Origin of the sequence: Microbacterium sp. CH1 (assembly GCF_001595495.1) — a bacterium.
In the GTDB taxonomy this organism is placed as follows: Bacteria; Actinomycetota; Actinomycetes; order Actinomycetales; family Microbacteriaceae; genus Microbacterium.
In genome coordinates, this window is sequence record NZ_LOSO01000019.1 from 1 (window position 1) to 13,975 (window position 13,975).

Annotated in this window: 11 protein-coding genes; 5 read left to right on the top strand and 6 right to left on the bottom strand. The window is 74.0% G+C overall.

Features of this window, described 5'->3' with window-relative positions; genetic code table 11:
* Nucleotides 1-81 precede the first annotated feature (81 nt).
* The 5 genes from AUV07_RS13610 to AUV07_RS13630 all read right to left on the bottom strand — a co-directional run bounded on the left by AUV07_RS13610 (nt 82) and on the right by AUV07_RS13630 (nt 6,417).
* A complete protein-coding gene (locus AUV07_RS13610) occupies nt 82-999 on the bottom strand; it encodes a sugar phosphate isomerase/epimerase family protein (RefSeq protein WP_082802971.1) in 918 nt (305 codons plus the stop codon).
* The gene (locus tag AUV07_RS13615) at nt 996-2,216 is read right to left on the bottom strand and encodes a DUF993 family protein (protein ID WP_062636931.1); all 1,221 of its coding nucleotides are present in this window, start codon (nt 2,214-2,216) and stop codon (nt 996-998) included. Before AUV07_RS13615 ends, AUV07_RS13610 begins: the two co-directional genes overlap by 4 nt.
* Complete coding sequence (locus AUV07_RS13620; RefSeq protein WP_062636933.1) at nt 2,213-3,382, bottom strand: Gfo/Idh/MocA family protein; 1,170 nt, start codon at nt 3,380-3,382, stop codon at nt 2,213-2,215. Before AUV07_RS13620 ends, AUV07_RS13615 begins: the two co-directional genes overlap by 4 nt.
* A 102-nt stretch (nt 3,383-3,484) precedes the next feature.
* Nucleotides 3,485-4,585: a substrate-binding domain-containing protein gene (locus AUV07_RS13625; protein ID WP_062636935.1), complete on the bottom strand. Its 1,101-nt coding sequence runs from the start codon at nt 4,583-4,585 to the stop codon at nt 3,485-3,487.
* Entirely contained in the window at nt 4,582-6,417 is a 1,836-nt protein-coding gene (locus AUV07_RS13630) for a heparinase II/III family protein (protein ID WP_062636937.1), read from the bottom strand. The genes AUV07_RS13625 and AUV07_RS13630 overlap by 4 nt, the downstream gene beginning before the upstream one ends.
* Before the next feature lie 136 nt (nt 6,418-6,553).
* Between AUV07_RS13630 and AUV07_RS13635 the strand changes: the two genes are divergently transcribed.
* Together AUV07_RS13635 and AUV07_RS13640 are read left to right on the top strand one after the other, a co-directional pair.
* On the top strand, nt 6,554-7,567 hold the full coding sequence (locus AUV07_RS13635) for a hydroxyacid dehydrogenase (RefSeq protein WP_062636939.1): 1,014 nt from the start codon (nt 6,554-6,556) through the stop codon (nt 7,565-7,567).
* Entirely contained in the window at nt 7,564-9,510 is a 1,947-nt protein-coding gene (locus AUV07_RS13640; RefSeq protein WP_062637214.1) for a DUF2264 domain-containing protein, read from the top strand. The genes AUV07_RS13635 and AUV07_RS13640 overlap by 4 nt, the downstream gene beginning before the upstream one ends.
* A gap of 3 nt (nt 9,511-9,513) precedes the next feature.
* Here the strand turns inward: AUV07_RS13640 and AUV07_RS13645 are convergent, their stop codons facing one another.
* Nucleotides 9,514-10,479: a LacI family DNA-binding transcriptional regulator gene (locus AUV07_RS13645; protein WP_062637216.1), complete on the bottom strand. Its 966-nt coding sequence runs from the start codon at nt 10,477-10,479 to the stop codon at nt 9,514-9,516.
* Nucleotides 10,480-10,579: 100 nt separating this feature from the next.
* On the opposite strand from AUV07_RS13645, the gene galT reads away from it, so the two are divergent.
* From galT to galE, 3 genes are read left to right on the top strand one after another with little or no spacing between them, the layout of a single operon-like run.
* Complete coding sequence (galT, locus tag AUV07_RS13650; protein ID WP_062636942.1) at nt 10,580-11,767, top strand: galactose-1-phosphate uridylyltransferase; 1,188 nt, start codon at nt 10,580-10,582, stop codon at nt 11,765-11,767.
* Nucleotides 11,764-12,948 (top strand): galactokinase, encoded by a 1,185-nt coding sequence (gene galK / locus AUV07_RS13655; RefSeq protein WP_062636944.1) that lies wholly within the window; start codon nt 11,764-11,766, stop codon nt 12,946-12,948. Before galT ends, galK begins: the two co-directional genes overlap by 4 nt.
* A 46-nt stretch (nt 12,949-12,994) precedes the next feature.
* Complete coding sequence (galE, locus tag AUV07_RS13660) at nt 12,995-13,975, top strand: UDP-glucose 4-epimerase GalE (RefSeq protein WP_062636946.1); 981 nt, start codon at nt 12,995-12,997, stop codon at nt 13,973-13,975.

A 13,975-nucleotide genomic window follows, 5' to 3' on the forward strand; every position in this document is an offset into this window, starting at 1 on the left:
GACGGGACGGGACGGGGACGGGACGGGACGGGGACGGGACGGGACGGGACGGGACAGGGACGGGACGGGGGCCACCGGGACTCACAGGTGGGGGGCGACGGCCGTCGCGAAGGCCTCGGCCGTGCGGCGGACCACACGAGCCGGGTCGTCGGCCCAGACGTCGGCATGGAAGATCTCCACCTCGATGTCACGGTCGTAGCCGGTGTCCTGCACGGCCTGGGTGAGGGGTGCGAAGTCGATAACACCGTCCCCCGGATAGTGCCGGGAGAGGAGGGGGTCTGCGGCGAGGGGGGTCTTCCAGTCGCACACCTGATACGTGGCGATGCGGCCCTCGCGTCCGGCCCTGGCGATCTGGTCGAGCACCTGCGGATCCCACCAGATGTGGAACGTGTCGACGGCGGCACCGACCACGGCAGGGTCGAAGTCCGCGGCGATGTCGAGCGCCTGACCGAGGGTGGAGACCACCGCGCGGTCCGAGGCGTACATCGGATGCAGCGGCTCGATCGCGAGGGTCACCCCGGCGGCCCGGGCGTCGTCCGCAAGGGCGCCGATGGCGTCGCGGACACGCTCGCGCGCCCCTATGAGGTCGCGCGACCCCTCGGGCAGCCCCCCGGCGACGAGGACCAGCACCGCGGTCGAGCCCTCCGCACCGGCCGCCGCGAGGGTGGCCGCCTCCTCGATCGCCCGGCGGTTGTCGTCGAGCGCGGCTTCGCGCTCCAGACCCGCCGGAAGCGTGAAGAAGCCCCCGCGGCAGTGCGTCGTGAAGCGCAGACCGGAGTCGGTCAGCATGCGGGCGGCGACATCGAGCCCCACCTCCTGCACGGGCTCCCGCCACAGGCCGATGGCCTCGACCCCCGCCGCCGCCGTGACGCGCAGGGCCGTCGCGAGGTCCGCGTGCTTCACGGTGGCCTGGTTGATCGAGAGCCGCGGGTGCGGCACGGTCCCGACGGCGGCCGCCCGGGACTCGTGCTCCGCCGCCAGGCTCCGCGGGCCGGTCATGCGTCCACCCCGTTCAGCCGGAGCAGGCCGTGCCAACGCTCCCGCGCGAGCTCCGGCCGCTCCAGGGCGAGCGCCCCGTTGGCCAGCTCGACGATGCGGCTGAGGTGCGGCAGACTCCGCGCGGAGTGCAGCCCCCCGACCATCTGGAACGCCGGCTGATGACCGTTGAGCCACGACAGGAAGGCGACCCCGGTCTTGTAGTAGAAGGTCGGCGCCGCGAACACCTGCCGACTCAGCTCCTCCGTCGGTCCGAGGAGGGCGAGGTACCGATCGGGGTCGTCCGCGTCGAGCGCCTGGATCGCGGCGGAGGCCACCGGGGCGAGGGCGGCGAACGCGCCGAGCAGCGCATCCGAGTGCCCGCGCGGCGCGGACCCCTCGGGGGCGGCCGCATCGGTCAGACTGTCGCCGCCGATGAGGCCGACGTAGTGGAAGTCGTCGCCGGTGAACATGCGCACGCCTTCCGGCAGCCGCTCGCGGACCCAGACCTCGGACTCCGCGTCGAGCAGACTCATCTTCACCCCGGCGACCGCGGCGCGGTTCTCGCCGATGATGTCGAGCAGCACCTCGGCGGCCTCCTGCCACGCGGGACCACCGCTCCCCCCGGAGGACGAGGGCGCGAAGTACCCCGCCAGCTCCGGATCGAACGCGGTGCCGAGCCAGTGCAGCACGACGGGGACCGATGCGCGGGAGAGCACCTCCCGGTACACGCGGCGGTAGTCGTCCGCGCTCTCCGCGACCCTGGCCAAGTGCCGCGAGGCCATGAGCACCGGCCCCGCCCCCTGCTCCTCGGCGAAGTGCAGCTGCTCGAGATAGGCGGCGATCACCTGATCGAGCGGGATGCGCGCCTCCTCGATGTGGTCGGTGTTGACCCCGACGACGACCGCGCCGCCCTCCTCGCGGGCGACCTCCGCACTGCGGGCGATGAGCTCGCGCACCGCCGTCGCATCCAGACCCATGTTGCGCTGCGCGGTGTCCATCGCGTCGGCCACGCCGAGTCCCCACGAGTACACGTTGCGGCGGAACGCGAGCGTCGCGTCCCAGTCGATGTCGGCCGGCTGCCCCGGGGTGTTGTCCGCGTACGCCTTCGGGACGACGTGCGCGGCGGCGTAGGCCACCCGACTGCGGAGCGGACCCTCCGGCCGCGTGACGGCGCCGGCCTCCCGGAGCTCCGCCTCGGCGGTCCGGCCGTCGGCGGTGAGCAGGCGGAGGGTGGTCATGCGTGGTCCAGGGTCAGCGGCTCGAGCACGATCTTGCGCCCCTCGGCGCTGGACGCGAGTCCGGCCTCGGCGAACTGGACCCCGCGCGCACCGGCGAGCAGGTCGAACGGGTAGTCAGTGCCGAGGACGAACGAAGTGAGGTACTCCTCCCACTGCTGCCGGAAGCCGTTCTGGAACACGTCGTTCGTCGGCACCTGCTGCCAGTCGGCGTCGTAGTCGTGGCTGTCCTCCAGGTCGGGGTTCCACACGGGCTTCGGCGTGGCGTTGCGCGGCTGGATCTTGGCGCCGAACAGCCCCACGACGGCGGAGCCGTGCGTGCCGTCGACCTGGAACTCCACGAGCTCGTCGCGGTTCACCCGCACGGTCCACGAGGAGTTGATCTCGGCGATCGCCCCGCCGTCGAGTTCGAAGATGCCGTAGGCGGCATCCTCGGCCGTGGCCGTGTAGTGCTCGCCCTTCTCGTCCCAGCGGTCGGCGATGTGCACGGCGGCCTGGGCGTAGACGCTCTTGACCTCGCCGAAGAGGTTCTCCAGCACGTAGTTCCAGTGCGGGAACATGTCGGTGATGATGCCGCCGCCGTCCTCGGTGCGGTAGTTCCAGCTCGGACGCTGCGCGGGCTGCCAGTCGCCCTCGAACACCCAGTAGCCGAACTCGCCGCGGACGGAGAGGATGCGGCCGAAGAAGCCGGAGTCGATGAGGCGCTTGAGCTTCTGCAGCCCCGGGAGGTAGAGCTTGTCGTGGACGACGCCGGTCTTCACGCCGGCGTCACGCGCCAGCCGCGCGAGCTCCAGGGCCTCGTCCAGCGACTCGGCGGTGGGCTTCTCGGTGTAGATCGCCTTGCCGGCGGCGATGGCCTTGCGGATCGCGGACGCCCGGGCCTTCGTGACGAGGAAGTCGGCGTAGATCTCCCACCGCGGGTCGGCGAGGGCGGCGTCGAGATCGGTCGTCCAGTCCTCGATGCCGTGCTTCGCTGCCAGTTCGGCGAGTTTGGCCTCGCTGCGTCCGACGAGGATCGGCCGCACGGTAACGCGCGTGCCGTCCGGGAGCTCGATCCCGCCCTCGTCGCGGATCGCGAGGATCGACCGCACGAGGTGCTGCCGGTATCCCATGCGCCCGGAGACGCCGTTCATGATGATCCCGATCTCGCGGGTGGGGGCCTGTGCCATCTCGGTCCGTTCCTCTCGGTGGAAGCTGTCGGCGCTGACAGGAGAATCTTGGTAAGCGCTTTCCGAGATCATGGCATGAGACGCACGACCTCGCAACCGCCCCTAGCGCGGAGGTGCCGTGCTGGCGCGCACGTGCAGCGCCGGAGCCACCTCCACGCGCTCCGCGGGCCGGTTCGGGCCCTCGCGCAGGCGGTCGCGGATGAGCTCGACCGCACGGCGCCCGACATGCTGCTTGGGCGGCCGCAAAGCGGTGAGCGGCGGGGACCCGTGCTCGGCGACCTCATCGTCGTAGGCGATGAGCGAGAGGTCGTCGGGCAGCCGCCAGCCCGCGTCCTGCAGATGCTGCTGGAGCAGGAGCGCCTGCGGGTCGGAGTGCACGAGCAGCGCCGTCGCCCCCGTCTCACGGATCTCGGCGAGCAGTGCCGAGACCACCTCCGCCTGCGCCGATCCCTCCATCCGGTCCAGGGCCGTGTCGCGGTCCACCGACACCGTGAGCCCGAGCTCGGCGACGGCCCGCGACCAGCCCTGCCGCAGCCCGGCGGAGGTCGGTGACTGCGGAGAGGTGAGGATCCCGACCCGTCGGTGTCCGAGTGCGGCGAGGTGCCCGGCGGCGAGCGCGCCCCCGAACGCGTGGTCGGTCGCCACGGTCTGCATCCGGGTGAGGGTGAGAGCGGGCGGGGTCCGGCGCTCCACGAGCACGACCGGCACCGGGAGCGTGTCCAACCAGGAGAGCAGCGCGTGCCCGTCGGCCCCCTGTGTCTCGGGGGCCACGATCAGCCCGTGCACCGTCCCGGACTCCAGGAGCGCCGCGATCTGGCGGCGTTGGTCCTGCGCGGCGTAGCTGGCTCCGCGGAGCACGAGCTGCACCCCCGCCTCCGCCCCGGCACTCCGGGCGCCGACGACGACCTGCGGCCAGTAGTAGCTCAGCGACGGCACCACCATCCCGATGCGGAACTGCGGCCCGGGGAGAGCCGCCCGCGCGACGGTCGTGTCCAGCGTGCTCCGCAGCACCGCTCCGCCGTGCACCCTGGTCAGCAGCCCGCGGTCCGCCAGCATCGTGATGTCGCGGCGGATGGTGAGCTCCGCCACCCCGAAGTCGCGGGCGAGATCGGCCACGCGCACCGCCCCCGTGCGGCGCAGTTCGTCCAGTATCCGTTCCCGGCGGGAGAGGCCGAAACGCGGGGTCGGGCGCTCCTCGGTCATGCCGCCCTCCCCTGGAGCTCCCAGCGCTCCGGACGGTCGAGCGGTGCGAAGAGGACGCGCGAGACCACCGGCCCCCACGAACGCTCGAGGAGCGCATCGTCCACGGCCCTGCTCTCGACGACGACGTCCGCCGGATCGTGGGCGATGCGCAGACCCCGCTTCCCATCCGGGCCCGGGAGGAGGACGCCGTCACCGTGCACCTCGGGCGTCCCCGCACACACGAGCACGAGGCGGGTGGCCGGGTCGGCGAGTGCCGGACTCTCGTCGCGCACGGTCACCGCGCCGCCGCGCAGCAGCACCGTCCGCAGCCACGGGTCGCCGCCGGGGAACGCCGCACCGAGGTCGAGGGTCCAGCCGTCGCTCCGCGCCTGCACCGCGGCCCGCCAGGCGCCGCCGGGCTGTTGCTCGCGCCCGCGGACCAGAGGCGTGGAGTGCCAGCCGCTGGTGACGTGCCACAGGCGGTAACGGGCATCCGAGAAGGTCGCCGCGGTGTACGTCGCCCGACCGACGTCGATCACGACCGGGATGCCGTCGACGGCGATCGCGACCGCGCCGAGGTCGTTGTGGTTGTGGTTCTCGTCGTTGCGACCGCCCTTGACGACGACCGCGAGCCCCCGCGGATCGCCGCTCCACTCACGGCGCAGACCCACGCCGAGGGAGGGGAACTCGACGCGTCCGGGCAGGGGCGCAGGCCCCGGATGCGCCGCATGCCAGTCGGCGTCGAACAGCTCGGCCAGCGTCCGGCCGAGGCCGGCGACGACATCGGCCTCGTCTCCGATGACGCGCCCCGGACGGCGGTGCCGCGCGGCGAACGCGGCCGTCGCCTCCAGACCGCACAGGACGGCGGCCCGGTGGAGCACGGACCACGGGAGGGCCTCCCCCGTGCGCGCCTCTGCATCCGAGAAGCTCGCCACCCACCCCTCCCCGAACTGCACGCGCTCCGGGAAGAGGGCGAGCTCGCGCAGCCCGGCGAGGCGTCCATCCTGGATCGCGGCGGCCACCGCACCGGCGGTCAGCGCGTCGAGGAGGCCGAGCGCGTCGAACGCCCGCCCCGCTCCCTGCCACCAGTAGGCGAAGCCCTCGTCGATGCCGCCGTCGGAGGGAAGCTGGGCGAGATAGCGATCGAGGCCGTCGATGCTGAGGGCGAGCACCCGCGCACGCAGCGGCTCGTCCGCGAAGGCGAGCGCTGCCGGCAGCAGGTTGCCGTGGATCCACGGCGCCCAGTTGTGCACGCGTTCCTCCGACCCCTCCCATGCCCACTCGCGGCGGTCGACGAACGGGCGCAGCACCCGGCGGACCGTCTCGTCCCGTACCCGTGCGACCAGACCGGGCGCGTGCGCGTCGAGAGCCTCGCCGAGCACCAGCACGACCCACCCCGCCAGCGCCGCCGCCTCCCCCGCGCCGAGGTCGAGGACGGGGCGCTCGATGTCGGGCACACGGCGCCCGCGGGCGAAGGCGTCGTCGTGAGCAGGCCAGCACCAGGTCGACTGCTCGGCCAGGAGCCACAGGCCGTCCGCGACTTCGTCCAGCCGCTCGGCCACCGGGTCGACGGCAGCGGCCAGGACGGCGCGACGGAGCCGGAGGTCGCGACGGAACACCGCCCCCTCCCAGCCGGCTCGGTCACCGGTGCGGGCGTAGGCGGCCCACTGCGAGAGGAGCGGCTGCGCCCACGCGGTGCCGCGCTCGCCGTCCGCCGCCGCCAGGATGGTCGCGCGGAGTTCGGGCGCCACGGACGTCCATGCCGCCCGGTCGGTGCTCGGCGGCACGACGGGCCGATCGACGGCGCCGTGCTCTCGCCACAGATCGCTCAGGGTGCCGCGGGGGATCAGCATCCGGTTCTCGCCTTCGTTGTTCGAGTGTGTTCGATCAGCAGGGTTTCGGTTCGATCACGTTGCCTGCACTCGAACGCACAGTCTTCACTGGAACCGCGCGCTTCGGCAAGCGCATACCCGAGATACCCGGAGACCCATGACCCCTCGACCAGCCGTCCTCGCCGCCCTCTCGACGGAGGCGTGGGACCTCGTGTTCGACGACGCGCGGCGCGCCCGCCTGCAGACCCTCGCCGCGCCCGGCGGTCCGCTGCACGCTCCCGCTCTCGACGCTCCGACGCTGGACGACCGCCTCGCCGCCGTGGAGGTCCTGGTGACGGGCTGGGGCGCTCCGGTCCTGGACGCGCCCCTGCTCGATCGGCTCCCCCGGCTGCGCGCGGTGTTCCATGCGGCGGGAAGCGTGCGCGGCCTCGTGTCCGACGCGTTCTGGGAGCGCGACATCCTGCTCACCTCGGCCGCCGAGGCGAACGCGGCCCCCGTCGCGGAGTACACGCTCGCGATGATCCTGCTCTCCGGCAAGCGCGCCCTCCTCCCGCTCCGTACCGCCGATGCACAGCACGACCTGCGCGTCGGCCCCCGCGTCGGGGGCCGCATCGGCAACCTCGACCGCACGGTCGGCATCGTCGGGTTCTCCCGCATCGGGCGCCGCGTCGTCGACCTGCTGCGACCCTTCCCCGGCCTCGAGGTGCTCGTCGCCGACCCGTACGCGGACGCCGAGGAGGTGGCCGCGGCCGGTGCCCGGCTCGTCCCGCTCCACGCCCTGCTCCCCGCCGTCGATCTGCTCTCCCTGCACGCCCCCGCCCTGCCCGCGACCCGGCGGATGATCGGCCGCGCGCAGCTCGCTGTCCTGCGTGACGGCGCCACCGTGCTCAACACCGCCCGCGGAGCCCTCCTCGACCACGACGCCCTGCTCGCGGAGTGCGCCTCCGGTCGCCTCGACGCGATCCTCGACGTCACCGACCCGGAGCCGCTTCCGCCTGACCACCCGCTGCTGCACCTGCCGAACGTCGCGGTCACCCCGCACCTCGCCGGCTCCCTCGGCACCGAGGCGCACCGGCTGGCCGACGCCGCCCTCGACGAGCTGGAGGCGTGGGTCGCCGGCCGTCCGCCGCGGCACCCCGTGCACCGCGCCGACCTCGCGCACAGCGCATGACACTCCTCGCGCTGCCTCCGGAGGACCGCGCGCTCTCCCCGCACACGGGATGGACGCGCGCACACCTGACGACGATCGCCGATGCCATCCTCGACGGGGCCGCCCGTCACGCGAGCCCGGCGGGCGCGGGCATCCGCTACCCCGGCGCTCCTGGCGGCTTCGGCTCCGCGGTCGATGCGCTCGAGGGATTCAGCCGCACGTTCCTGCTGGCCGCGTTCCGCATCGCCGGCGACCCGCTCGGCACCGAGTCGCTGGCCGACCGGTACGCCCGAGGCCTCGCTGCGGGGGTCGACCCCGACGGTGCCGAGCGGTGGCCGCGCCCCGATGAGGTCGACCAGGCGAAGGTCGAGGCGGCGGCGCTCGCGCTGGGCCTGCACCTCACGCGCGACACGGTGTGGGCGCGCCTCGACGACACGGCGCGGACCCACACCGTGGACTACCTCGCGACGTTCATCGGCGGCAGCTACCCGCCGAACAACTGGGCGTGGTTCCGGGTGCTCGTCGAGCAGTTCCTGGAGAGCGTCGGCGGGCCGACCTCCGCCGCGGACCGCGCGACCGACCTCGCACTCCTCGACGGCTTCGAACGCGCGGGCGGCTGGAGCGCGGACGGAGCCGCCCGGTCGTTCGACCACTACGCCGGCTGGGCGCTGTCGTTCTACCCGCTGCTCTGGGCGGACATGGTCGGCGGGGATCCGCGGCACACGGACCGGGTCGCCCGGTACCGCCGCCGGCTGGACGCGTTCCTCGACGACGCACTGCATCTCGTCGGCGCCGACGGCGGACCCCTCATCCAGGGACGCAGCCTCACCTACCGCTTCGCGACGGCCGCCGCGGCCGGGGTCGCGGCGTTCTCCGGCACCTCGCGGCACGACCCCGGTCTCCTGCGCCGGGCGGTGAGCGGTCAGGTCCGGCACTTCACCGCCCGCGGCGCGCCGGATGCGACCGGAGTGCTGCCCCTCGGCTGGCACGGCGCCTGGCGCCCGCTCGCCCAGGACTACTCCGGCCCCGGCTCTCCGTACTGGGCGGCGAAGGGTCTCCTGCCGCTCGCCCTCCCCGCCGCGCATCCGTTCTGGACCGCCGTCGAACAACCCCTGCCGATCGAGCGGGGGCCGTTCACCCGCGTCCTGCTCGCCCCGGGGTGGCTGGCGACGGGCACCGCGGACGGCATCGTGCGCGTGGTCAGCCACGGCACCGACCACCGCACCCCCGGCGCGTTCCAGCCCGATGCGCCGCTGTACGCGAAGCTCGCGTACTCCACGGCGACCGCTCCGGTGCTCGCGGGGCTCGGGAGACGCGACCCGCTCGACGGCACGGTCGCCGTGGTGCGCGGCGGCCGAGCGAGCCACCGCTCCGGCTTCCTGACGGGGCGCCTGAGGGAGACGGACGGCACGGCGCTCGGCGGCTCCTCCGGACCCGTGCACTGGCACGAGGGCGTCCGCACGGAGTTCGACGTCGGCGGAGGCGGCACGGCCGTCGAGACCACGGTCGGCCCGGTGGTCGATGTGGTATCGGCGGTGCGCGGACCGTGGGAGGTGCGGCTCGTGCGGGTGCGGGCGGGCGCAGGGCCGGACGGAGCGATCCACGACGGCGACGTCCTCCGCATCGGCGGATGGGCGCTGTCCGCCGTCACCGTCGTCGAGACCGGCCCCGCGGCCGTCACCGCCGCCGGGGAGATGCAGAGCCGGGTGCTCGGCCTCCACGGTCTCGACGACGCGACCGCGGGGGTCCGGCGGGAGCGGGACGTGACCCCGCTCGGCCCCGAGACCGTCACTCCCTGGCTCTCCGCGCCGGTGCGACCCGACACCTGGATCGCGGTCGGCGTGCTGCTCGGGGGCTCGCCCGTTCCACCGGAACTCGAGCTGCAGGGAGGGGAGGCGACGGTGTCGTGGCCGGACGGCGCCGCGACGACCTTTCGCCCGGACGAGCAGCTGCCCCGCGGATGAGCGTCAGCGGTATGCCGTGCTCGCCCGCTCCACGAGCCGGGTCGGCACCACCACGGGTACGGCGGGATCGGTCGCCGTCCCGTCGCCCTCCACGGCCGCGATGAGCGCCGTGACCGCTTGCTGCGCGAGCGCCGGGAAGTCCTGCCGGACGGTCGTGAGCGGCGGGAGGAAGTTCGCCGCCTCGGGGATGTCGTCGAAGCCGACCACGCTGACGTCCGACGGAACCGCGCGCCCGGACTCCGCCACCGCCCGCAGCAGCCCGAGCGCCATCTGGTCGTTGGCGCAGAACACCGCGGTCGCCGCGCCGAGAGCCGCGCCCGCGGCGAAGCCCGACTCCGCGCTCCAGTCGCCGCGCACGACCGGCGGTGGCACGACGCCGGCATCCGCCAGGGCCTCGCGCCAGCCCCGCTCGCGCTCGGCGGCGGCGAACGAGCCCGCCGGTCCCGCGAGGTGGTGGACGGTCTCGTGCCCGAGGTCGAGCAGGTGGCGGGTGGCGGCCTGCGCGCCCGCGGCATGATCGCTGTGCACCACGGCCGCTCCGGCGCCGGCGGGGGCATCCACGACGACGAGGTGCAGCTCCGGCGGCAGGGTCGCGGCGGGGACGAGCGCGGAGGCCTCGTTCAGCACGAGAGCCCCGTCCACGCCCTGATCGGCGAGCCGGGCGAACGCGGCCTCCACGCCGTCCGCGGCCGTGACGACGGTGAGCGCGTATCCACGATCCGCCGCCGCTTCGGCCGTGGCCTGCAGCATCCGGGAGTTGCCGACCGTGGCCAAGGTCGTGACGACGAGACCGAGGGTGTGGCTGCGCCCGGTGCGCAGGGCCCGCGCCGCCCGATGCGGTCGGTAGCCGAGCTCGGCCATGGCGGCTTCGACCCGCGTCCGGGTCTGCGGGTCTACGCGGGGGCTGCCGTTGACGACGCGGGAGACGGTCTGTCCGGAGACGCCGGCGCGCGCCGCGACGGTCGCCATGGACACGCGCGCGGCCGTCGTGGGCTTCTCGGCCACGGGAACCTCCGTTCACAAGTCCGTCGTGTTGACGTTAGCACGCGGCCCCACCTAACATGTTGACGTGAACACGCCCGAATCTGCGGAGATCCCCACGGAGCGTCTCGGCGCCGGTGTCGTCAAGCGCCCGACCACCCTCGCCGACGGCCGCGACCTCATCTACTACGACGACCCGGACACCACTCTCGTCGCCGAACGGTCGGTCGACGCCCGCACCCTGGCCCCGCGGCCGGACACCGCGACCATGCGGCTCGACGTGCTGACGGGCGACTGGATCACCGTCGCCGCCAACCGCCAGAACCGCGTCATGATGCCGGGAGCCGATGCCGACCCGCTCGCGCCGCAGACGCCGGGGAATCCGTCCGAGGTGCCGTCCCGGTACGACGTGGCGGTGTTCGAGAACCGCTCCCCCGCGTTCGGCCCCGCCCTCGCCGAGCCGGTCGGCACCGCCCCCGGGGCCACGAACCCCCCGCGCGGCCTCGACGACCTCGCGGCCCTCGGACTCGGGCGCACCCGTACCGCGGTCGGCCGCTGCGAGGTCGTGTGCTTCAGCCCCGAGCACTCCGGCTCCTTCGGGACACAGACCGTGACCCGCGCCCGCACCGTGATCGAGGCCTGGGCCGACCGCACCGCCGCCCTGTCCGCCCTCCCCGGCATCCAGCAGGTCTTCCCGTTCGAGAACCGCGGCGAGGCGATCGGCGTCACTCTCCCCCACCCGCACGGCCAGATCTACGCGTATCCCTACGTGACCCCGCGCACCGCCCGGGTGCTGGACGCGGTCGACCGCACCGCGCCCGACCTCTTCGCCCGCATCCTCGCCGAGGAGCAGGCGTCCGAGCGGGTGGTGTTCCGCGGCGAGCACTGGACGGCGTTCGTGCCCTTCGCAGCGCGGTGGCCGCTCGAGGTGCACCTCATGCCGCATCGTCACGTGCCCGACCTCGCCGAGACGACGGCGGAGGAGCGCGACGAGCTCGCCCCGCTCTACCTCCGCCTCCTCCGCGGTGTCGACGCGCTCTACGACAGCCCGACGCCGTACATCGCGGCCTGGCACCAGGCTCCGGTCCACGTCGGCCGCGACACCGTGCGCCTGCACCTGCAGCTCACGAGCCCGCGGCGCGCCGCCGACAAGCTCAAGTTCCTCGCAGGTTCCGAGGCCGCGATGTGGGCGTGGGCCGCCGAGGTCGCGCCCGAGCAGGGCGCCGCCCGACTCCGCGAAGCGATCGCCCGCACCGATCAGGAAGCTTCCGCATGACCTCCGCACACGACGCCGCCGCCGAGCTCTTCGCCGCCCTCGCCGGACGCACCCCGGACGGCGTCTGGTCTGCCCCGGGGCGGGTGAACCTCATCGGCGAGCACACCGACTACAACGACGGCTTCGTGCTCCCGTTCGCCATCCCGCAGCGGACGATCGCCGCGGTCGGTCGCCGCGCCGACGGCCGGCTCCGCGTCGCCTCGACCTTCGCGGACGAGCCGGTGGAAGTGGCCCTCGACGAGCTGGACCGCCTCTTCCCCACCCCTCCCGGGACGGAGCCCGCGGTGCCGGAGTGGGCCGCCTACCCGCTGGGCGTCGCCTGGGCGCTCCGTGCAGCGGCTGGCGTGACCGCGGTCTCCGGCCTGGACATCGCGATCGCCTCCGACGTCCCGGTCGGCGCCGGGCTCTCGTCGTCCGCCGCGATCGAGGGCGCGACGGCCGCGGCGCTGAACGAGCTCTGGGGCACCGATCTCGACGCCGTGGCCCTCGCCCGCATCGGGCGGACGGCGGAGAACGAGGCCGTGGGCGCGCCCACCGGGATCATGGACCAGATGGCCTCGATGCTCGGCGAGCCCGACGCCGCGATCTTCCTCGACTGCCGCTCCCTCGCCGCCGAGGTCGTGCCGCTGGGCATGGCCGACGCCGGACTCGCGGTGCTCGTGATGGACACCCGCGTCACGCACGCGCACTCCACCGGCGGCTACCGGGAGCGCCGCGCCGCGTGCGAGCGCGGGGCCGCGATCCTCGGCGTGCCGGCGCTGCGCGACGTCGCGGTGGCCGACCTCGCCCGTGCCGCGAGCCTGATGGACGACGTGACCTTCCGCCGCGTGCGCCACATCGTCACGGAGAACCAGCGCGTGCAGGACACCGTCGCGACGCTGCGCACCGCGGGCGCGCGCGGCATCGGCGACCTCCTCGTCGCCTCCCACGCGTCCATGCGCGACGACTTCGAGATCTCGACGCCCGAGCTCGACGCCGCCGTGGAGACCGCCCTCACCTCGGGCGCGGTGGGTGCACGCATGACCGGCGGCGGGTTCGGGGGTGCCGCGATCGCCCTCGTCGACCGCGATGCCGTACCCCACCTCACGGACGCGGTGCGGGCGCGGTTCGCCGCCGAAGGCTTCGTCGTCCCGCACCTGTTCGCGGTCAGCCCGTCCGCAGGTCCCCGCCGCGACTCCTGACACAATGGAGGGTCGAGCCGCCACCCCTGCGGCAGGAGAGGAACGCATGTCCTGGATCGTCACCGGCGGCGCCGGCTACATCGGTGCCCACGTCGTCCGCGCCCTCGCAGAGGCCGGCCTCTCCCCCGTCGTCCTGGACGACCTCTCCAGCGGCGTGGCGTCCTTCGTGCCGGAGGGCGTGCCGTTCGTGCAGGGCAGCATCCTCGACCGTGCCCTCGTCGAGGAGACGCTGCGCACGCATGAGGCGGAGGGCGTGATCCACGTCGCGGGCTACAAGTACGCCGGCGTCTCGGTCCAGCGCCCGCTGCACACCTACGCCCAGAACGTCGAGGGCACGCGGATCATCCTCGAGGCGATGGCGGCGGCGGGCGTCGCGAACATCGTCTTCTCGTCGTCGGCAGCCGTGTTCGGCACGCCGGACGTCTCCCTCGTCGTCGAGGACACCGCCAAGCGGCCCGCGAGCCCCTACGGCGAGTCGAAGCTCATCGGCGAATGGCTGCTCCGCGACCAGGCGATCGCCACGGCCGACTCCGACCGCCCGCTGCGCCACACCTCGCTGCGGTACTTCAACGTGGTCGGCTCGGCCGACCCGACGGTCTACGACGTCAGCCCCCACAACCTGTTCCCCATCGTCTTCGAGGCGCTCATCGAAGGCCGCACCCCGAAGATCTTCGGCGACGACTACGACACCCCTGACGGCACGAACGTCCGCGACTACGTGCATGTCGGCGACATCGCCGCCGCCCACGTCGCCGCAGCGCAGCGCCTGGCCTCGGGCGCTCCGATCGAGCCCGCGTACAACCTCGGCTCCGGCGACGGCCTCAGCGTGAAGCAGATCATGGATGCGGTCGCCCGCGTCACCGGCATCGACTTCACCCCCGAGATCGGTCCGCGGCGCCCGGGCGACCCGGATCGGATCGTGGCGACCGGCGAACTCGCGGCCCGCGACCTCGACTGGACCATGCGCTACACGGTCGACGAGATGGTGCGCACGGGCTGGGAGGCCCGCCGCGCCGCCGCCGGCTGA